This window comes from Pseudomonas sp. PS02302 (genome assembly GCF_029959585.1).
Lineage (GTDB): Bacteria > Pseudomonadota > Gammaproteobacteria > Pseudomonadales > Pseudomonadaceae > Chryseomonas > Chryseomonas aestiva.
On record NZ_JASCON010000017.1, the window covers coordinates 19,420 to 38,979 of the forward strand.

At 56.2% G+C, this 19,560-nt stretch carries 21 protein-coding genes and 1 pseudogene; 9 read left to right on the plus strand and 13 right to left on the minus strand.

From position 1 onward, the window contains the following. The first annotated feature begins 9 nt into the window (after positions 1–9). A complete protein-coding gene (locus tag QMX82_RS08170; RefSeq protein ID WP_282282183.1) occupies positions 10–2,844 on the plus strand; it encodes an ATP-binding protein in 2,835 nt (944 codons plus the stop codon). Positions 2,845–3,015: 171 nt separating this feature from the next. On the opposite strand, the pseudogene vgrG reads toward QMX82_RS08170, so the two are convergent. From vgrG to QMX82_RS08190, 4 genes and pseudogenes are all read right to left on the minus strand, one after another. Further along, positions 3,016–3,324 (minus strand): annotated as a pseudogene (gene vgrG, locus QMX82_RS08175) (type VI secretion system tip protein VgrG); the annotation flags it as partial. A gap of 9 nt (positions 3,325–3,333) precedes the next feature. Further along, on the minus strand, positions 3,334–3,594 hold the full coding sequence (locus QMX82_RS08180; protein WP_282282185.1) for a hypothetical protein: 261 nt from the start codon (positions 3,592–3,594) through the stop codon (positions 3,334–3,336). Between the two features lie 13 nt (positions 3,595–3,607). Continuing rightward, positions 3,608–3,967, minus strand: a complete 360-nt coding sequence (locus tag QMX82_RS08185; protein ID WP_282282187.1) for a hypothetical protein — start codon at positions 3,965–3,967, stop codon at positions 3,608–3,610. A 44-nt stretch (positions 3,968–4,011) separates the two neighbouring features. Further along, the gene (locus QMX82_RS08190; protein ID WP_282282189.1) at positions 4,012–4,461 is read right to left on the minus strand and encodes a hypothetical protein; all 450 of its coding nucleotides are present in this window, start codon (positions 4,459–4,461) and stop codon (positions 4,012–4,014) included. 147 nt (positions 4,462–4,608) lie between these two features. Here QMX82_RS08190 and QMX82_RS08195 point away from each other — a divergent pair, with 147 nt between their 5' ends. Next, entirely contained in the window at positions 4,609–4,956 is a 348-nt protein-coding gene (locus QMX82_RS08195; protein WP_282282191.1) for a helix-turn-helix domain-containing protein, read from the plus strand. 17 nt (positions 4,957–4,973) lie between these two features. Here the strand turns inward: QMX82_RS08195 and QMX82_RS08200 are convergent, their stop codons facing one another. From QMX82_RS08200 to QMX82_RS08210, 3 genes are all read right to left on the minus strand, one after another. Then, entirely contained in the window at positions 4,974–5,318 is a 345-nt protein-coding gene (locus QMX82_RS08200) for a hypothetical protein (RefSeq protein WP_282282193.1), read from the minus strand. A 75-nt stretch (positions 5,319–5,393) separates the two neighbouring features. Then, positions 5,394–5,591, minus strand: coding sequence for a hypothetical protein (locus tag QMX82_RS08205; protein WP_282282195.1), 198 nt, complete (start codon positions 5,589–5,591; stop codon positions 5,394–5,396). A 571-nt stretch (positions 5,592–6,162) separates the two neighbouring features. Further along, positions 6,163–6,423 (minus strand): hypothetical protein, encoded by a 261-nt coding sequence (locus QMX82_RS08210; RefSeq protein ID WP_282282197.1) that lies wholly within the window; start codon positions 6,421–6,423, stop codon positions 6,163–6,165. Positions 6,424–7,107: 684 nt separating this feature from the next. Between QMX82_RS08210 and QMX82_RS08215 the strand changes: the two genes are divergently transcribed. Then, on the plus strand, positions 7,108–7,479 hold the full coding sequence (locus QMX82_RS08215) for a histone-like nucleoid-structuring protein, MvaT/MvaU family (protein ID WP_282282199.1): 372 nt from the start codon (positions 7,108–7,110) through the stop codon (positions 7,477–7,479). Between the two features lie 499 nt (positions 7,480–7,978). Here QMX82_RS08215 and QMX82_RS08220 read toward each other — a convergent pair whose 3' ends face one another. Then, positions 7,979–8,605, minus strand: a complete 627-nt coding sequence (locus tag QMX82_RS08220) for a hypothetical protein (RefSeq protein ID WP_282282201.1) — start codon at positions 8,603–8,605, stop codon at positions 7,979–7,981. A gap of 118 nt (positions 8,606–8,723) precedes the next feature. Here QMX82_RS08220 and QMX82_RS08225 point away from each other — a divergent pair, with 118 nt between their 5' ends. From QMX82_RS08225 to QMX82_RS08235, 3 genes are read left to right on the plus strand one after another with little or no spacing between them, the layout of a single operon-like run. Next, on the plus strand, positions 8,724–10,292 hold the full coding sequence (locus QMX82_RS08225) for a recombinase family protein (protein ID WP_282282204.1): 1,569 nt from the start codon (positions 8,724–8,726) through the stop codon (positions 10,290–10,292). Continuing rightward, positions 10,292–11,197: a plasmid partitioning protein RepB C-terminal domain-containing protein gene (locus QMX82_RS08230; RefSeq protein WP_282282206.1), complete on the plus strand. Its 906-nt coding sequence runs from the start codon at positions 10,292–10,294 to the stop codon at positions 11,195–11,197. The genes QMX82_RS08225 and QMX82_RS08230 overlap by 1 nt, the downstream gene beginning before the upstream one ends. Further along, on the plus strand, positions 11,190–12,110 hold the full coding sequence (locus QMX82_RS08235) for a plasmid partitioning protein RepB C-terminal domain-containing protein (protein ID WP_282282208.1): 921 nt from the start codon (positions 11,190–11,192) through the stop codon (positions 12,108–12,110). Before QMX82_RS08230 ends, QMX82_RS08235 begins: the two co-directional genes overlap by 8 nt. Before the next feature lie 86 nt (positions 12,111–12,196). Here the strand turns inward: QMX82_RS08235 and radC are convergent, their stop codons facing one another. From radC to QMX82_RS08255, 4 genes are all read right to left on the minus strand, one after another. After that, positions 12,197–12,694 (minus strand): RadC family protein, encoded by a 498-nt coding sequence (radC, locus tag QMX82_RS08240; protein WP_282282210.1) that lies wholly within the window; start codon positions 12,692–12,694, stop codon positions 12,197–12,199. 70 nt (positions 12,695–12,764) lie between these two features. After that, positions 12,765–13,766, minus strand: coding sequence for a YqaJ viral recombinase family nuclease (locus QMX82_RS08245; RefSeq protein ID WP_282282213.1), 1,002 nt, complete (start codon positions 13,764–13,766; stop codon positions 12,765–12,767). 148 nt (positions 13,767–13,914) lie between these two features. Further along, positions 13,915–14,883, minus strand: a complete 969-nt coding sequence (locus QMX82_RS08250) for a DUF932 domain-containing protein (RefSeq protein ID WP_282282215.1) — start codon at positions 14,881–14,883, stop codon at positions 13,915–13,917. A 91-nt stretch (positions 14,884–14,974) separates the two neighbouring features. After that, a complete protein-coding gene (locus tag QMX82_RS08255) occupies positions 14,975–15,235 on the minus strand; it encodes a hypothetical protein (protein ID WP_282282217.1) in 261 nt (86 codons plus the stop codon). 189 nt (positions 15,236–15,424) lie between these two features. Between QMX82_RS08255 and QMX82_RS08260 the strand changes: the two genes are divergently transcribed. The 3 genes from QMX82_RS08260 (at position 15,425) to QMX82_RS08270 (ending at position 18,217) form a co-directional block, all read left to right on the plus strand. After that, positions 15,425–16,093 carry a hypothetical protein gene (locus QMX82_RS08260; RefSeq protein ID WP_282282219.1) on the plus strand — a complete coding sequence of 223 codons (669 nt, stop codon included), beginning with the start codon at positions 15,425–15,427 and terminating at the stop codon, positions 16,091–16,093. Further along, on the plus strand, positions 16,090–17,196 hold the full coding sequence (locus QMX82_RS08265; protein ID WP_282282221.1) for a helix-turn-helix domain-containing protein: 1,107 nt from the start codon (positions 16,090–16,092) through the stop codon (positions 17,194–17,196). Before QMX82_RS08260 ends, QMX82_RS08265 begins: the two co-directional genes overlap by 4 nt. Before the next feature lie 88 nt (positions 17,197–17,284). After that, the gene (locus QMX82_RS08270; protein ID WP_282282223.1) at positions 17,285–18,217 is read left to right on the plus strand and encodes a hypothetical protein; all 933 of its coding nucleotides are present in this window, start codon (positions 17,285–17,287) and stop codon (positions 18,215–18,217) included. Between the two features lie 105 nt (positions 18,218–18,322). On the opposite strand, the gene QMX82_RS08275 is transcribed toward QMX82_RS08270, so the two are convergent. After that, positions 18,323–19,528, minus strand: coding sequence for a tyrosine-type recombinase/integrase (locus tag QMX82_RS08275; protein WP_282282225.1), 1,206 nt, complete (start codon positions 19,526–19,528; stop codon positions 18,323–18,325). Positions 19,529–19,560 lie beyond the last annotated feature (32 nt).

Consider the following 19,560-nt stretch of genomic DNA (forward strand, 5'->3'; position numbering starts at 1 on the left):
GATTATCTAATGTCGTTGAAACCCTGGCGCCTTATCGCCGAACCCCATGAAGACGTACGCAGCGGCACTTTTGTTCAGGCGGAATTCGCTGCCGATATCACTCGTGTCCACACCGGTACGGCGGCAGCGGAGTACCAAGATCCGAAGCTGTTTTTCCAGCGCACATTTATTACCGAGGGTATGCGCCTGTTGCTTGATTCGGTGGTTAAGCGCTTGTCTGGCAAGGGTGGCGATCCGGTCATTCAGTTGCAAACGGCCTTTGGCGGCGGCAAGACCCACACCATGCTGGCAGTCTATCACTTGGCACAGGGCAAGGTGCCGGCCAGTGAGATGCCGGGCGTTGGGACTATCCTGAACAAGGCCCGTGTTACCGAGCTGCCGCCGGCGCGGGTAGCGGTGTTGGATGGGATCAAGTCTTCTCCTAATCAGCCAGTGCAGCATGGTGCCTGTTCAGTGCGTACCTTGTGGGGTGAGCTGGCCTGGCAGCTGGGCGGTGAAGAGGGCTATGCATTGATAACTAACGCTGACTTGTCTGGCACGTCGCCGGGTAAGGATATGCTGGTTACGCTGCTGAGCCGTTATGCACCTTGCGTCATCCTGGTGGACGAGTTAGTGGCTTATATTCGTCAGTTCGAGGAAGGCGTTTCACTAGCCGGCGGAACCTTCGACTCTAATCTGACTTTTATCCAGGCTCTGACTGAGGCGCTCAAGGCTGTACCGACGGCAGTTATGTTGGCCTCGCTGCCTGAGTCCGAAAAAGAAGCTGGAAGCCAGCGCGGCGTGCGTGCCTTGGAGGCGCTGTCGCACTACTTCGGTCGTGTGCAAGCGCTTTGGAAACCTGTGGCGACGGAGGAGGCGTTCGAAATCGTTCGTCGTCGCTTGTTCAGCCGAATCAATGACCAATTGGCTGCCGAACAGGTGTGCCGTCAGTTCGCGGATTTCTACATTGCCCATAGCGGTAAGTTCCCGTCTGAAACCCAGGAAAGCCATTACTACGAGCGTCTGAAGCAGGCTTATCCCATTCATCCTGAGGTGTTTGACCGGCTCTATGACGACTGGTCGAGCCTGGATAACTTCCAGCGCACCCGTGGCGTGCTGAAGATGATGGCCAAGATCATCTATAGCCTGTGGAAAGACGGAAACAACGATCCATTAATCATGGCCGGTAGCCTACCATTTGCGGATTCCGACACCCGCAACGAGTTCACTTATTACCTGCCAGCAGGCTGGGATCCAGTCATGGATCGGGATATTGACGGGCCGCGCGCCGAAACCGTTGCCATTGAAAATCACGATGCGCGCCTTGGTGCTGTGCACGCCTGTCGTCGAACTGCTCGCACGATTTTCCTCGGTAGTGCGCCGACAACTTCCAGCCAGTTGGTTCGCGGTATCGAGCTAGAGCGAGTCTTGCTGGGCAGTGCTCAGCCCGAGCAGCAGTTGGGCCTGTATGAGGATGCGCTGCGCCGCTTGGGTGACAAGCTGCATTACTTGAATAGTGCCAACAGCCGTTACTGGTTCGACACGCGCACGAACCTACGTCGCGAGATGGAGGACCGCAAGAAGCGCTTCAAGGATCGTGAGTATGTGTTCCCCACCCTGCGTCAGCGCCTCAACAATCTGGGTGGCTGTTTTGGCGGCGTGCACGTTTTTACTGGTAGTGCCGATGTACCGGATGACTGGACGCTGCGCCTGGTAGTGCTGGAGCCTGATTCGCCCTACAGCAAAACAGGGCCGAACGCGGCGCTGAACAAGGCGCTGGAGATTCTGAAAAGTCGAGGCGAGCAGCCACGTCAAAAGCAGAACCGCCTGATTTTCCTGGCCGCGGATGCCGACAACGTAAGTCGCTTGAAGGATCACGCACGTTCGGTACTGGCTTGGGAATCCATAGTCAGTGATTACAAGGATAACCGTCTCACTCTCGATAACCTGATGGCCAAAAATGCCGCATCCAGCTTGGAGCAGGCCCGCGAAACACTGAATCGTACCCTTCGCGAAACCTGGAAATGGTTGCTGGCACCTGTGCAGCATGCAAGCAATTTGACTGAGATCGTCTGGGAGCCTTATGCCATCAATCCGGGCGCTTCGAGCCTGTCTCAGGAGATCGAAAAGGTTCTGCGGGAAAACGAACTGCTGATCACAGAGTGGGCCCCGATCCATCTTTCCAACATGCTCAAACGCTGGTTCTGGAAAGATGGTGTGGCTGAGGCTGGTGCACTTGATGTGTGGCAGAAAACCTGCTGCTACCTGTACCTGCCGCGCCTGCGTGACGATCAGGTGTTCGCGCGCACGCTGAATCAAGGTGTACAGAGCAAGGACTTCTTCGGCGTTGCGCAAGGTAAGGAAGGCGACCGCTATCCGGGCTTTGTGTACGGCAAGCTAACCTCGGTCATTCTCGATGGCTCATGTCTGCTAATCGAACCAAGCTCGGCATCGGACTATGCAGAGGCGCTCCGAGCCAAGGAGGCAGCGGTAAGTGGAACGTCTGCTATGCCGTCGCCTGGAGATCTGATCCATGACACTCCTGCCGGCAGCTTCGTCGGTGCTGGTGCTGGTGCTGGTGCTGGTGCGGTGGGCGGTTCGTTGGCCTCGGCCGATGTGCCTTTGACTAAGGCATTGCCGACGCAGTTCTATGCCAGCGCCGAGCTGGACCCGGTCAAAGCCAAAATGCAGTTCGCAACGCTGGTTGACGAAGTGATTCAGCAGTTCACGGCTAAGCATGGCGTGAATGTAACCATTTCCATCGATATGCAGGCCAGCAGCGCAGGTGGTTTTGATGACTCAGTACAGCGTTCGGTTAAGGAGAATTGCAGTGTGCTGAAGGTGAATACCTACGAATTTGAATAAGCTCCTACAGTGCTGGCATCTCAACTGATGCCAGCAGCTATCGCCAGTGAGCGGGAATTTCAATGGCGTAGTTCTTGGCGACGTTCTTCAGCATGATGAGTATCTCTGCATGTCGTGCCTGCTCGCTGGGACGGCGTTCGATGGACAGCAGCCGATGGCAGGCGTCGTAGCCATACGCAACTCGTTGAGGCCGCCCCCGCCCGGCGTGCTGCGGGTCTTGAGCACGGTTCGGGTCTTGGCGGCCGGGAGCTCGTAGGGCACGCAATTGTCGGCATGGTGCAGACAGACGGTGATCAACGGCTTATCGGGATCGCCTTCGAGGAAGGTGACCGACACCTCCATGCCCACGCGCGGGATGGTCACACCCCCGTAGCCGTCATGGGCCCAACTGCTGGCCACCCGCAACCAACAGCTGCTGCGCTCGTTGCGATCATCCCGACGATCCCAGTGGAAGGGGACCTTGACACGACTGTACGTGTCTTTGGTCGCTCAACTCTCTGTCCGGCAGGCCATCGCAAAGTGCAAGACGTCTTGCATGATCTTTTCTGATGGTGTCGCGGACTGATTGACTGCCTGCAGTTCAGTTGGACTGTACTTCGCTTCAAGTTTCTCGAAAGTGCATTGGCAAAGGGACTTGCTTGCGCCGCCATTCATACAGCCGGCGATGAATTGACCGCGGACCTTACGATTTTCATCAGAGCAGCTCGCGAGCAATATCAATGCTGCCAGCGATAAAAGAGTTTTCGTCATAGCTTGGACCTGCTCAGCGTAAAACCAGGGCGCAGCCCAGCATCACACCCCCTACCAGGCCTATCACTTGCGGACCGATCCGCCAGAAGATCTTGATCCAGAGCAGGCTGAGCAGCCCACCACTGGTGTAGACGGCATCGGGATGTGCGAATTTGCGGATGGCATCGCCGACCACAGCGCCGATCCAGCCTAGAACGGTGCCCACTATTACCGCGAGGCATTTGGCCAGGAAGCCTGCACCTAAGACCATTGCAGACGTATTGAAGGTGACCGCGATGATGCCCAGTACTAGAGCCGCGACGCCCCAACCGATCAGGGCGAGATTGAAAGGAAGTTCGTTGTCGGCGTGAGAAGGCTGATTGGAAATAGTCATGATGTATTCCTGTCGCTTGGATGGTGAGTTAGAGAAGGTGGCTACTACCAGGCAGCGCGGCAGCTGTTGGTTTTGCTGCCGAGGGGTTGCAGCACTTGCTTCAGGTTCTTGGTCGGCAGCTTCACGGTGCTGCCTCCGGCGCTGAGTTGCAGGTTGTTAGCCTTACGCAAGGCCTTCCAGAACAGCTGGAAGTTCTGGCTACAAGCGCGACAATCAGTGAAGAACGGGTTGCTGTAATGCGTACCATCAACAATGACGTCGAAACCTGGATCCTCCGTGGAGGCGTAGGCTTTGCCGGCGATGGTGGCGTAGGCCGTCACCGCGGTTTCCCCGTCATCCGGGCAGGAGATGTTCAACTCGTTGCCATTGCCGTCATCGACCAGGTGCTCGGCGACGCCTTGGGCATAACCGGCTGACCATTCATAGGTGCCTGCAAAGGCAGAGCTGCAGGCGAGCCCACACAGCAGGGGGAGCCAGAGTGTTTTCGTGCTCATTAGGAACATCCTTTTAGGGAATGAAAAGGAATGAAAGAAAAAGGTAAAAGTGGTTTTGCAACCTATTAGGTTGAATTTCAACTTGTGACGCACTTCATGTCAACGAGTGGATACCCAACCATCTGAGTGGACGGTTGGAGTCTTGGTATGAGCGGTATCGATCAGAAGAATTTGGCAGAGTCGGTGGGACGGGCGATCGCGCGTCATCGGCTCAGGGTAGGGCTGACACAGGAAGAAGTCGCGGAGCGCTTGGGCATTGGCAACGAGGCTGTCTCCCGGATCGAGAGGGGCGTGGTCATTCCCAACATCGCGCGGCTCTACGACTTCGCGTCCATTTTCCAGTGTGAAGCCGCAGAGCTGCTCAGCGAGGCCAGCCCGCGGAGCGATGATCAGGCGCGCCAGATCAGCCTTCTACTGGACGCCCTGACCGAGGCGGACCGGCAACTGGTGCTCGGACTGGTGCAGGGGTTGGGTAAGCGCCTGCGCCAGGGATGACCGTTGTCCACCGACGATCAGGTCGTCGTCTCCTGGTCGGCAGACGTCGTGGGCTCGTCATACTTGGCGCCACAGCGTAGGCACAGGCACTGATACTCCATGAACTGATGGCGATGAACATCCTTGATGAAGGCATGGGTATCCGGCCAGCTTGTGTGAACCGCGGACATGCTCTGAAGCATGCGATTGAATGCCTGCTCCAGCGGGCCGCGTTGGCCTAGTTGAGTGGGAGCACCCGGCTCAGTCGGCGACTGAATACCCTTCAGAAAAGCATCCAGGCTACCAATGAGGTTGGCGATTACCTGGGCCGCATCCTTGGTTAGCACGACCGATGAGTTACAGATCAAGCAGGGTGTGGGCATGGCTAAAGCTCCTGTCAGAAGAAAGGGGTAGAACGGCTATCCAGATTGAGAAAGGGCAGGCCAAGGGGCCTGCCCTTATGCCGTCTCGGATGGGGTACTGAACGCGGTACCGGAACGACGAAGCAGCCTGCCGACGAGCACGAGGGCCAGAACGATGGCCAAGGCCAATGGCCAGAATCGCAGCATCAGTACCAAGAGGGCGACAGCGAGCAGGTTGCTGGCTAGTAGTCCAACGAACTCGAACAGCGAGGCGATAAAGCGCAGAAGCAGCATGGTTGAATCTCCAGTTAGTTAGCGATCGGCCGAGCGGCCGGGAGGCGAGTGCGTGCTATGGCTGTTGAGCCATTAGTCGCTACGAGGTAAGGAGAAGAGACGTGCTGGTGGAGGGTGCGGAGAGCCAGAAGTGAGCGGGAGATGCTATGACCAGGGGGATAAGATCAGAGGTTAAACCAGGCCCATTTCCTCCATCGAAACGCAGTCCTCGTATCCACCGATGGTGTGCCTAAGGTGACGTATCGGATTCGCCGCTACTTCACCGGCGCTTTCGCCCTGGTGCTGCCCGTGGAGGACTTTCTTGTAACTGCGGCCTCGCCCATGTCGAGGGATCTATTTCAATCTAGGTCGCCAGTTACCTGTCCTTGCTACTGGCGCCGTCTCAGCGAATTACCGTCGCGCATATGCGTTTGATAAGAGAGAAGCCCGCGATGATTTTCCAGGCTCAGTAGTAGACCACTACTGGTTAATCGTCATTAGGAAGGAAAAAACCGTATCCATGGAGAGGCATTGTTTGAGCCATTTGGCTCACTCCATCGGCCCAATTTCACAAAGTTCGGCACCCAGCACTTTACTCGCGCCGCTCGCAAGTTTTGCCGAATGGGGATTGCAATGATGCCGGCTGAATCCCCCTTCGGTCCTGCGGTGCGTAATCGTCAGTTGCGAAGGCTTCTGCTCCGATGGACATTTCGCCTACTTTCTTGACTGAAATGGCCTGAATAATGCCGACACGAACTTGGCTGAAACCGATGCCCAGTACCTTTATGGTCGATTGAAGCGGGCTATTCACCATGCCAGAGAGCTTTTCCTCGCACTTTTGAACAGCAATCATTCAGATCGACCGTTTCGGTCCTCTTTCCGAAGTAGTATGAAAATTATGGTTCGGTGCGAGGATCAAAAGTTGCTTCACCTAGTACCGGCACGGCGATCCCAGCAGCGCCGATATCGCCGCCGATGAGGTTGTGGCAACGAATGAGCCACTGTCGTTGGAGCCGACCTTGGAGCTGGCGGCAGGCCGGATAGTGTCTAGCACAAGTTTTCTGGTGGCTTGGAGCAGATAGAAATTTCCGATGCCCTTCGCTTTGACGGTGCTTAGGCTAGATATGCCAAATACTGCGAACAGCTTATTGGCAGCAGAGACATTACTCGAAAAGCGCATCGGTTCTCCGTTCGCAAACATCGGGCTGGACGCTCTGCCATCCCAAGCCTTGAAATATGGCGATACGAGTGCTGAATCAGGTACTAGCTTCGACCCTCCACCATTGGATGCGTAACCTGCAACTGCGGCTGCTTAGGCGGCCAAAGCCACCAGCCGAGCAAATTTCATGTGGATACCCCTGTGTTGATTTCGCCCATGGAACTATGCTCCACCAGAAACGCAATGGCATATTCACACCCAAACGTGATTGCCGATGATTTTTTCGCGAGTCCCGATAGCTTGTTTGCGGTTTGTCCTGGCCATTCATAAATAAAAAGGCTATAAAAGCAGCCGCCGCCTAACATTGAGGAGACCACGATGTCCCTGATCCAAGAGTACCGTCAGACCGAAGCCGCAATTGAAGAAATGAAGCAGCGCTTGGAACAGCTCAATAGCGATGAGCGCCTGCAGAAAGAGCTCGAGTTCGAAAAGAAATTGCGCGCTCTACTCAGTGAGCACAGCAAATCGCTCCGCGATGTTATTGCTATTCTGGATCCGAACGCTGGCGGCAAAACCAAAAATAACGCCGCACAGCCCACGGCGCAGCGCCGGGCGCGCACGCTCAAGCGCTATAAGCACCCCGAAACCGGTGAAGTCATCGAAACTAAGGGGGGTAACCACAAGGTGCTGAAGGCCTGGAAGTCCGAGCACGGCGCTGATACGGTCGAAGGCTGGCTTCAAAACGAGTAATCGTCTTGCTTCACGCCGGCGGGGCTTGTGCAGCACCGCCGGTGCTCTTGATCCAACGCCTGTGCCTTGGATGCCCTACCAGCTGCATTGCAGCACTCTCTCCGCTAGGGTCCATTGCTCCTCTGTAAGATTGTTACCAGCAGCACGGTTGCGGATCACTCAGCTGGTCCTTGGCCGAATTTTCGCGCGCGCATCGAATGCCATACGCGCTTCCCGGCTTCATAACTCCAGAAGGAGGCCCCCGGGAGCGGCATGAATGACCGTTTACGCTTACCGCGGCTTTTGGATGCTTAGCAGGTTCAACTTGAAGATTTGCTATGGACAGAAGTGATCGCGCGCTGCAGCTCGTCGTCACCCGCGAGCCAACCACCCAAGAGCTCTACAACCTCCTCGTTCGGTGCTGCGCACAGTTCGAGGAGCTAGTGCTTATAAACATGCGTTAGATGCGGAGATCTGAGTGCCGCAATGGCGCCTAAGCATGCGCAAGCTGGATTGCTAACTACCCTACCGTACGATAAAGCCCTTTCCGGCTTGATCCAACGTAGCTTATGAAACCTGCCTTTTTAAGTGTGGCGATGTCCCGGCGCGCCGTTTTCAAGCTTACCGTCCATGTCGTTGTAATCTCTCTGGCGTTGCATCGGCCTTGCGCGAGTCGATCCAAGAACCAGCGCTGCCGCTCATTGAGCCCGGCCTGATCAGAGACATTTATAGGGTCACGGTTAGGGACATGATTAGGGACATTTTTGGGCCCATGTACCCCCGCTTTCTCGCAGGCAGCTTCGCCCTCCGCATAGGCTTCACGGGCTCGCGCGAGCGAAATGCGATCCACTGGATCGCTTGGGGATAGCACTGTCGGGCTCTCGATCAGGCCGAGAAAGAAGGCTCTAATGACCGGGGACGAAACCACAAGACGCAAGAAATACACAGCGTCTGGCCCGTGCTGTCCTGACAGCCAGTGTTTGATCGTCCTCTCGCTCGCATCGGTCTGCCGCATAAGCTGTTTGATTGCGCGATGGCTGTCGCCATGCTCCTTGCGCAGCAATTCGGCGAGAGTCCGCGCGTAGATTCGGTGTCCTCCAAGAACGCCTCTCCATTGGGGTAATTTCTTGCCTCTTTTCGGCAACATCTTCCGTTTTCTCCTTAGTTAGACTGGCTTTTGTGCGGAGAGGCGGCGGATGCCCACAATGCGCTGTGGCAGCAGGTAGCCCCGATTGCCGAAGCGATGTTCAGGAGAGCGTGTGTTGATGAAGCGAAGACTTTACGACGATGATCGATCAGGTCAACCAGACCATCCCCTACGAGCTGCCGAATACGTGCGCATGTCGACGGACCATCAAAAGTATTCGACCGAAAACCAATCGGACGCAATTAAGCAATATGCCCAGGCCCGAGGGATCGAGATCGTCAAGACCTATGCCGATGCCGGTAAGAGCGGCCTCAAGATAGAGGGGCGCGACGCACTCCAGCAACTCATTGAGGACGTGAAGTCCGGAATCGCCGATTTCACCTTGGTACTTGTTTATGACGTCAGCCGCTGGGGCCGATTCCAGGATGCTGACGAGAGCGCCTATTATGAATATCTTTGCCGACGCGCTGGCATTGCTGTGCAGTATTGTGCTGAGCAATTCGATAATGATGGCAGTCCGATCTCCACTATCGTCAAGGGCGTCAAGCGCGCGATGGCCGGTGAATATAGCCGTGAACTCTCAACCAAGGTTTTCGCGGGTCAGGGCCGGCTGATTGAGAAGGGCTATCGTCAGGGTGGACCGGCGGGCTTCGGCCTGCGGCGGACTCTGATCGACGAGCATGGGGCCACCAAAGGATCTCTCGAGCGAGGTGAGCAGAAGAGCATCCAGACCGATCGGGTGATCCTAACGCTCGGGCCTGCAGACGAAGTCGATCTGGTCCGCGAGATTTATCAGGCATTCGTTTTTCATAGATACACCGAAAGCGAGATTGCGACCGATCTGAACAGGCGGGGTATTTCCACCGACCTTGGACGGAACTGGACGAGGGGGACCGTCCACCAGATTCTCATCAATGAAAAGTATGTTGGCGACAACGTATGGAATCGCCGATCTTTCAAGCTGAAGAAAAAACGCGTCCAAAATGATCCTGCAATGTGGATCAGAGCGCAGGGTGCTTTCGCGGCTGTCGTCGAGCGCGAGTTGTTCGAGGCAGCGAGGGCCATTATAGGCGCGCGCTCGTTCCGATTAAGCGACGATGAAATGCTGCAGTCTCTCAGGGAGCTCTATCAACAACGCGGTCTGCTCTCCGGCATCGTCATTGACGAATGCGACGGCATGCCATCCAGCAGCGCATATAGCTCTCGCTTTGGTAGTCTGCTTCGTGCCTATGGCCTGGTCGGCTTCACGCCGAATCGGGATTATTGCTACGTAGAAATCAACCGCGAGCTGCGTAAGCTCCATCCCGGCATTCTCCGTGAGGTGCTCGAAGGACTGCGGTCCGCGGGCAGCGATGTCCGGCAGGACCTGCAGACTGACAGGGTGATCGTCAACGGTGAGTTCAGCCTTTCCTTGGTGGTGGCTCGCTGCATGGAGACCACGACCGGGCTTCTTCGGTGGAACTTGCACTTCGATACTTCGCTTGCGCCCGATATTACGATCGTCATGCGGATGGACATCAGCAATCGCGCGCCGTTGGACTACTACCTGTTTCCCCGTATCGACTTGCTCTCCGAGAAGCTACGGCTGGGAGAGGATAATGCGCTGGGGCTCGATGCCTATCGTTTCGACAACCTTAATCTTCTCTACGACATTGCTACACCTATACGTCTCGAGGAGGCCGTCTGATGCCTGCCATCCGACCAAACCGGATTGAAATGATCCCTATCTCCCGGATCACGGTTTTAAATCCGCGAGCGCGTAACAAGCGCCAGCATCGGGAGATCGTAAATAACATCGAGGCCATCGGTCTGAAGCGGCCAATCACGGTGAGCCGCCGTGATGGCGCAGGCGGGCCAAGATACGATCTCGTTTGCGGCGAAGGTCGGCTTGAAGCCTTTCAGATGTTGGGCCAGACCGAGATTCCAGCGGTGGTGATCGAGGCCAGCGAGAAAGACTGCCTCGTGATGAGTCTGGTCGAGAACATCGCCCGGCGCACCCCCCGCCCAATTGACCTCGTAAAGGAGATCGGCGCACTACGGTCTCGCGGCTTCAGCGACGCGGCCATAGCAGAAAAGATCGGCGTCGGGGCGTCTTGGGTGAACATGATTGCCTCTCTGCTCGAGCGCGGCGAGGAACGTTTAGTGTCAGCCGTTGAGAGCGGGCTCATTCCGATCACACTGGCGATGGAAATTTCCAAGGCCGAGACGGAAGAGGCGCAGGGTCTGCTGCTTGACGCTTACGAGACCGGCAAACTTCGGGGTAAGAAGCTCGCCGCAGTTCGTCGCCTGCTCGAAATGAGATTGCGCAGCCAGTACAAAGGCGGGTTGCCCGCTGGGCGGCTGGGTCGGAAAGGTACAGGCGTCCGCCGGATGACGGCTGCCGATCTCATGCAGGTCTATCAACGTGAGGCCGAAAAGCAACGCCTGCTCGTCAAAAAGTCTAACTTCACTCAGACCCGGCTGCTATTCGTCGTCGAGGCGCTGAAGGATCTGGTCTCTAATGACGGCTTCACCAATCTGCTGCGCGCGGAAGGTTTAGATACCATGCCGAAAGCGCTCCAAATTAGGGTATTTGGAGGGGAGCATGGTTGACTACCCTAAGGATAGAGACGACGGTCGCATCCACCTCGCCTTCGATCGAGATTTCCTGACGATACCCGTCGCGGCCATTGTTCCGTTAAAGACGTTGCCGGCCGGCGCTAAAGAGAGTCGCTCCTACTCGCAGGTTCTGAGTTCGATAGAGGCGATCGGCCTGATCGAAGCGCTCGTAGTCATGGCCGACGCAAAGAATGCCGGGACTTGGTTCCTTCTCGACGGCCACCTTCGGCTGGAGGCGCTGAAAGAACTCGGCATCGCGGAAGTCGAGTGCCTGCTTGCCGCTGACGACGACACCTATACTTACAACAAGCGCGTCAATCGCATCCCGCCGATCCAGGAGCACCGAATGATAGTGCGCGCGATGGACCGGGGGGTGCCATCAGTCGACATTGCCGCCGCTCTAGGCCTTCAGGTCGAGTCGGTGCTGCGCCGTTTCCGGCTGCTCGACGGGATCAGTCCTGAGGCAGCCGAAATGCTGAAAGACACGCCGTGCTCGATGAAAGTGTTCGACATCCTTCGTCAGATGTCGCCTATGAGGCAGATTGAAGCTGCTGATCTCATGATCGGCCAGAACAATTTCACAGTGATGTTTGCCCGAGCTTTGCGCGCGGCCACACCCGAAAATCAGCTCGCTATAGCCAAGAAGGGCAAGGGCGGCGGCAAACCAACGCCTTCAGGGCAACAGATTGCGCGCATGGAGCGCGAACTGGCAGCACTCCAGACTCAGGTTAAATCGGTCGAGGAGACCTATGGCATCGATAATCTGCATTTGACCGTTGCCCGCGGATACATCGCCAAACTCCTAGCGAACAATCGGGTGGTTCGCTGGCTAGCGCTCCACCAGCAGGACTATCTCGCCGAGTTGCAGAAGATCGCCGAGATCGACACGCTCGGTCCGGCGGCTTGAGCAGAAACGAGGAGACGTGCTGGTGGAGTGCAGGGATCGCTAGTTGTCAGCGGGGGCTGTGAAGCAGGCAGAGCAAATCGCGAAAGCTAGACCAAGCCCAAATCCGCCATCGAAACGCAGCCCTCGTGTCCCACTATAATGTGGTCCAGGGTGCGGGTACCCACCAGGTTCAGCAGCTCCTTGAGCGTTTGGGTGAGACGACGGTCTGCCTGGCTTGGCTCCGGATCTCCCGATGGGTGGTTATGTACCAGGATCACCGCCGCCGCGTTGTGGCGCAGCACGGTTTTCACCACCTCGCGCGGATAGACACTCGCCGCATCCAGGGTGCCTTGGAACAACTCCTCGTAGCAGATCACGCGATGCTTGCTGTCGAGCAGCAGAAGGGCGAAGACTTCTCGCTCTTGCTGGATGAGTAGCGTCTGCAGATGGGCAATGACCTGCTGGGGCTCGGTCAAACTGCTGCCCTTGCTCAATCGCTGGGCAACGAGTTGCCTCGCGATACCGAGAATGTCGGCTTCGGTTACCGGAGAGTCGATGAGATAGCTGCCAGCGGTTTCGCCGGCCTTAAGTTTGCTCGCAAACATGAGAGGTCTCGCGACAAAGGTTAGGTTTCAAAAAGCGAAAGCTGAGGCGGAGAGGGCAGTGGTACCGCCTTCAATTGATGAAGAACTGCCGCTCTCCTGGCAGGTGTTTGGCGTAACGCTCCAGCAGCTCTGGCTGATCCTGCAGCAGGCGCTCGACATCGGGCACAGTGCGGTCCTGGCCCCGTTGCCATCGAATGGATCCATGCGGGAAATCCCCGTAGGTGGCGTCGCCCAAGGCCTGTTGCAGACGCTGCTCGAGTTCTGCTGCTCGCGCTTGTTTGGCCTGGAGTGCTTGGCGCACCAGCTTCAGCTCCAGATAGATGGCAAGCAGACCGGCTTGCTGGCGAAAGTCACGCCGCGCGCCTGAGTCCTGCGGATACAGGCGCGCAAGTGCCTTACCTGCAGAGGCGGAGCCATCGGCTGGCGGCGGACGATCCGTGTCCACGTAGTGCCAGAACTGACGCTCTCCTTCGATCAGCTGCGCGATGCTGGCTTCATCGCGCTCGATACGATGGATCTGCCACTGCTGACCACCCAGCAGTACTGCCACGTCAGCCGCGTATTTGCCTGCCACTGCCAGTAGGTGCATGACTTGCAGACGCATGGCTACGGGCACGCCTTCCTGCCAGAGATGGACTTCGCTGGCGCCCACCGCCTTGCACACCAGCAACTGGACGTCTTCGTCATTCAGCACTTCGCGTTCAACGCGGGCAGCCATCCAGGCCAGATCGGGCGAGGCATGGGACACCTCCCGGCTGTAGCGCCGAACCTTGCGGCCGGTGCTCCTGCTGTAGCGCCAGGCAATGATGGGCTCGAGCACGCTTTGCCAGAATGCCGGAGTACTGTCGTCCCGAAGATCGTTCTCCAGAGCGGCCGTTCGCCGTCCGGTTTTCTCGAGCCAAAGATCCAGCTGAGATTTGTCCGGATCCAGCCCCAGGGCCGCTGCAGCGTCTTGGCTGCAGAGCCTCACAGGTCGAGCTGCAGGAGCTGCAAGGCGAGAGTCCGTAGCGGTGGTGACGAGGTGGAGGGTTGGGCGAGGGCGTTGCTGGGTGATCAGGGATGAACGACTCATGAGCAGTCTCCTATGCGGCATAGAGGGCTCAGCCGGCACGAAGCTGCCTGAGCGCGTTGTCAGAAGGTAGGGAACAGTGCTGCGAATCTGGAATGGCGTTGGCGCGGCCGGAGGAATGCCGTGGCCAGTAGCTAGGGGGGGAATACCGTCAGGCCACCAGGTCGAGTGCGGCCGACAGTGCCCGTTGCTTGAGCTCACCACCTTGGCCAAACCAGGCCGAGTCGAGCCGATACTCAGAACTTCGTGCCCGCCGTTCGTGATCGACGAACTCGGTGACCGCGTTGAGCAGGCCCCAGGCGGTCCCTTGTGCGGACTCAAGGACCGCGCCGCGACCTCGTCCCTCGTACAGGGCTTGCACCGTTCTCAGGGCCCGCTCATTGGGAAGCACACCCTGGGTATGACTGCTCCCGGCTGAATCACAGAGCACCCGCATGAAAAAGCCCGTCGACTCGGCATCGCCTACCTTGCGATCGGCCAGCCGCCGCAGGCGATACATGAACTCATCCCAGCCCGCGACGGCGATACCGAGCTGTTTCTTCACGGCCATAGGGTCGAACCGCGTGCTGTGGGGAACCTTGATCGCCTGGGTGGCGCCATTCATAGCGATGCTGAGCGTGTTGTTGCATACCACCCTGACCGTGGTGGGTGTCGCAGTCGTCGCCAGGGTGCCATCGCAAGAGGTGGCCAAGAGTAGGTAGCCGTTGACCTGGTCATTCCCTTTCAAGGTCATGCTTTGTCCCGTCCGCGCAAGGGCCCAGAACTTGCGACCTTCCTTGAGTACGCCCGCTGTTTCCAATTGATAGCCTGAGACTTCGGTCAGGTCGCGGTAGAACTCCAGAACCTCGCGCGGCTGCACCGTCTGATAGCGCTGGGAGACGACAGAGAGCGGCGCCTTGGTGTCGGAGCGGAACAGCACCTTCTGCTCGGGGAACGAGTAGATAGCACCCAGGTGACCGACCGCATCCGATTTGAAGTGCACAGGACTTTCGAGGATCTGCCAGTCCATGCCGGCTTCGCGTTGCCAGACTTCGATGGGCTGCTTCTGAGTGAGCTGATTGCCTAGGCCATGCCACGGGGTGGCACCAGCGTAGGCCATGGTGTCGACGAGATGTGCCATGTGAGCGATTCCTTTTGGTGCACGCCGGCATAAAGCGCTGCGCGAGGCGCAGCACCGACCGGACTAGTGAGATGAAAGCGAAGGGTGCCGATCAGGCCGGCAAGTTGAAGCGGTGACCGCAGAGCAGGCAGAGGTTGTTGGCTAGGACGTGGCGGTCGAGCGATTCACCGAGCTGAGCGCCGAGGGCACAGCCGCCCATGCCGCCGAGGATGGCGCCCGATACGGATCCAAGCGTAATGCCGACTGGCCCAGCAATAGCACCGAGGACTGCACCGGTCTGGCCGCCGGCCAGGGCAGCGCTGACACCGCGTGCTACACCACCGACTGTGCCGATAGCGGCGCCGGCTTTCATGGCGGGATGGAGGGGGGCGACCTTGGGGGAGTGGCATTTGGGGGCCACTGCAATGACATAGGGCAAGCCTTTTTAATGGTGATGTCATGGCAGTAATGTGAGGCTAAGATTTTTTCGAGTTGCAAGATGTTCTTGTTTTTACACATCAAGCGATGTATAAAAAAAGGAACTCGACACGAGAGATTAGTCATGGCGCCAAGCAATCATGTCCGTCGTATAGCCGACCTTCCTCCCGAGCAGGCCATTGAGCAATTGCTAGGCGTAACTGCTGCTGATCTGGAGGCTACAGCGTTGCAGTGCTTTCGGTCGGCGTCTTTGGCAGGCCCCCTTCAGCCTAAGGGGGCTGATGGCACCTTGGCTTGGATTTTTGGAACTGAAGCTTTTAGGCAGCAGATGCTTCCTAAGGGATGGAAACCTGCAGATCCAAGCAATCAGCCACGCGTTGTTTCTCCCGATGGCAAACATGCCGTGACGGTTGCTTGCGGTGACAGCAATACTGGCAATCCGTACGCCAAAGGTCCGCAGACCCGGAACAAGCGCGGCAATCGCACGACTAAAAGTGTGTCTTATAACGCTCGGCAAGCGGACCTGTTCCCTGTAGAGCGACGCAGTAGACAAGTGTTCATCGATGATCAGCAGGGGGAGCAGACACTCTGGATCCTTCTGTTTTACGTTGACCTCGGGAATCGCACTGTTCATTACGAGCTCTCTCGTCCAATTAATATTGGCGAAAACGGAAAAGTTGACGATTGGAATCCGCGTTTTATCATGCCGGCGCTTATTGTAGAAGCTCCAGAGATAGACCTGGGGTCCGATGCAACTTCCGATATCGAAATTTCTATCACACCGAGATCATGACTGAGACCAGCAATTTCAATCCGGCCCGACTAGTACTCGCCCGCCAGCGCCGCGGGTGGACAAAAAAATCGCTAGCAGATGCCACATCCTTAAGTGGCAAAACGATATCTCTGTATGAAAGTGGTGATTTAGTTCCTTCGCACGAGAGTTTGAGCAGTATTGCCCAAGCTCTTAGCTTTCCGCTGCCCTTTTTTAGTGGTGTCGACGTAGACGCGCCCACTGATGAGAACGCAAGTTTTCGTTCTTTCTCCCGTATGACTGCTGGGCAGAGGAATGCAGCTCTCGCAGCGGGCGGCATTGCCTATATGCTCAGTGACTGGATCGATAGAAAATTTCATCTGCCAGAAGCGTCTGTTCCAGATTGCGCTGGTATAGATCCCGAGGCAGCTGCGGAGGCTGTGCGTGCGGAGTGGGGGCTGGGAGTACTACCCATAAAGAACATGGTTCATCTTCTTGAGTCGAAAGGTGTCCGTGTTTTTTCCCTTGCCGAGGAAACAAGTCAGGTCAACGCATTTTCTTGCTGGCGTCGAGGCGTAACACCTTTTGTATTTTTGAATACTCAGAAATCAGCTGAGGCCAGCCGATTCGATGCTGCTCATGAGCTAGGACATTTGATTTTACATAGGCATGGCGAGAACAAGGGGAAAGACGTCGAAAATGAGGCAAATGCCTTCGCCTCTGCGTTTCTAATGCCCAAGCAGACCATCTTGGCTCAGGGATGGAAATGTAGATCAGTGGCAGACGTAATAAAGATGAAGAAAATCTGGAACGTTTCTGCTATGGCTCTCGCTTTTCGCTTAGGCAAAGTCGGAGTCTTGACCGAGTGGGTATATCGTAGTTTTTGTGTTGAGCTTGCCGCCATGGGAGCAAGAATCAAAGAGCCTGCCCCTTCACCCCGAGAGACTTCGCAAGTGCTGCAGAAAGTATTGGGGCTCGCCCGAGATCAAGGAAAATCGCTCAGCGCAATTGCCCTAGAGCTGGATGTTCTATCTGCAGATTTGACTCCAATTTTGTTCGGGATTGCACCTGTGGCTATTGCCGGTAATGGCGAAGCTAGGGCTTTTGAAACTCGTAGTGGAGTTGGGTTGCGATTAGTCAAGTGAGAGTTCGCTGCGCTCGGATGAGGCCTCGAATTTATTTCAATGAAGAATCGCGAGTAAACGTGGGTGGAGATTTAAAAAAGGAGCTTTCATGGGTATCAAGATGGATCACGCCTTCGATCAGAATGGTGTGAGGTGGGAGGCGGACACGTATGTCAAAGGTACGGGCGCCGAGCCATTGCGATGCAAGTGTGGTACTCATGTTGCCCATAATCCGCCTTACACAAAAGAAATGTATGACAAGCCTGTCTTTGTTCAGGGGTACTTTCGTCTATTACCAAAGGGTGCTCACACTTCTAGCTGTCGATTCGGCGTGGATGAGGAAATCAAAGAAATTGCGAAGACATCCGAAGATCTGATCGAGAGCATTCAGCACAACCGATACCGTATGCGCTTGGTCATGATCAAAGAAGCGCTGGAAAAAGGTTTTGTACCACCCCTCGATGATGACGCAGCTAGAGCCAAAGCTGGTAGAATATATACTCACAATCCTGGTCTGCTCCCCGCCTATATCAATTCGGCTAAACGAGCTCTGAAGCTTCGTGCTTTATGCAACAATGATCACGATATCGAGCAATATTTAGAGCTGGTATTCGAAGGCAATGTGAAGGTGTCTTGGAGTCAATTTTATTTCGAGCCCGATCGGCACATGGAGGCATTTCACGCTATCTCAAAAAATACAGTCTCGCATCCTATCGCTATTCAAGGAGCCGTTAGTAGCATAAGAACTGCAATTAATGGTAATAAGGCTCAGAACGTCATAAATTTGCAGATGAATAAATTTCGAGCTGATTCTGACGATCCAGCCAACGGCGTTGGACTTGAAGTAAGTATATGGGCGCGTGAATCAGCCTGGCTGAAAGGTATTCAGAAAGACGACGAGATTGTTGTGTTAGGCATGTGGAATCACTCTATCAAAGCGCCTGAGCCTGCTCCGAAAATGGGTAGATATAAAACTTTTACTAAGCGCCGGCTGAGTCTGACTATGATTCTCAAAGCCCAAGTCTCCAAAATTAACGCTTGAAAAAGCGTGGCGAGCGAAATACTAACCACCAAAAGGTGGTGGTCGAACTTTTCAAAAGCTTCGATGTTTTACTAAAGATTGGAAGTGCCATTCGTGCTTCCTGTTTTACTGCGCGTTCGTGCAGAAATTTGCCCAGTCCGTCATCAGCGCTCTGCGTTTTTCGAGAAGATCGGACCGTGAATAGGCTGCCTCTGTCTGATCGCGCTCATCGTGGGCAAGCGCAAGCTCGCAAACCTCTCTTGGGTAGTTTGTGCACTCATTTGCCCAGTCCCGAAAGGTGGACCGGAAGCCGTGTCTTGTGATGTCTTCATACCCCAGCTTGTGCAGCAGATTGCGTATTGCATTGCTGTGCATGACGCCGCTCTTTCCCCGTCCGGGAAATAGATATATCGAATGATTACTATTCAGTATCTCCAGCACTTCGATGGCCTGACGTGGCAGAGGAATGACGAAGCGTTTCCGCATCTTCATCCGCTCAGCAGGTAGAGCCCAGGCTCCTGCTTTGAGGTCGAATTCAGACCATTGAGCATGTTGGATCATATGGTGGCGCGCGCCGGTTAAGATCAGCAGCCTGGTGGCGACGGCGTCACGCGTCTCGATTTTGGCCAGGGCAGCTATCAGCTTTGGAGTGTCTTGCCATTGCAATGCTGGGAAGTGCTGGCGCTGCCTGGCCTTCTTTTTCTCTGCTTTGCTCAGCAGGTTATCTAGGTGACCGCGCCAGCGGGCAGGATTTTCCCCCTCGCGCAGGCGCCGGGCTTTGGCTGCATCCAGTATCTGTTCGATCTGGCCGCGGACTTCATCGGCGGTGCGAGTCTTGGTCGCCCAGATGGGGCGCAAGACAGCCAGCACTTGGTCAGTACCTATGGTGTCCGCAGGCAATTTACCCATGGCTGGGAAGGCGTAGAGCTCCAGCTTACGTAGCCAGCCTTTCCGCCATTTCTCAGACCAGCTGCCCCCGTGTGCCTGCTGGTAGTCGCGAGACAGATCCTCGAACGTAATACGACGTGCTGCGGCTTGGCGCTCTGCCTCGCGCTTGGCTTCCTTGGCCGCATCGCGGGATGCGAGTGGGTCGCTCCCTAAGGCAAGCAGCTTGCGCTGGTCAGCGGCCAACTGACGGGCTTGGCTAAGGGTAACGGCAGGGAAGGGCCCTAACCCCATTTCTCGGCTTCGGCCGTCGAGCTTGTAGCGGAAGATCCAGCTTGTACCGCCGCTCCTGGAGACCTGGAAGTAGAGGCCGTCGCCATCGTTGGTCTTGCCTGGTGTTGCAGCTTTGACGATCGACTCCACGGTCTTACTGGTCAGCTTACCCATTGCTCCTCCTCTAACCACACCCCTGGACCCAC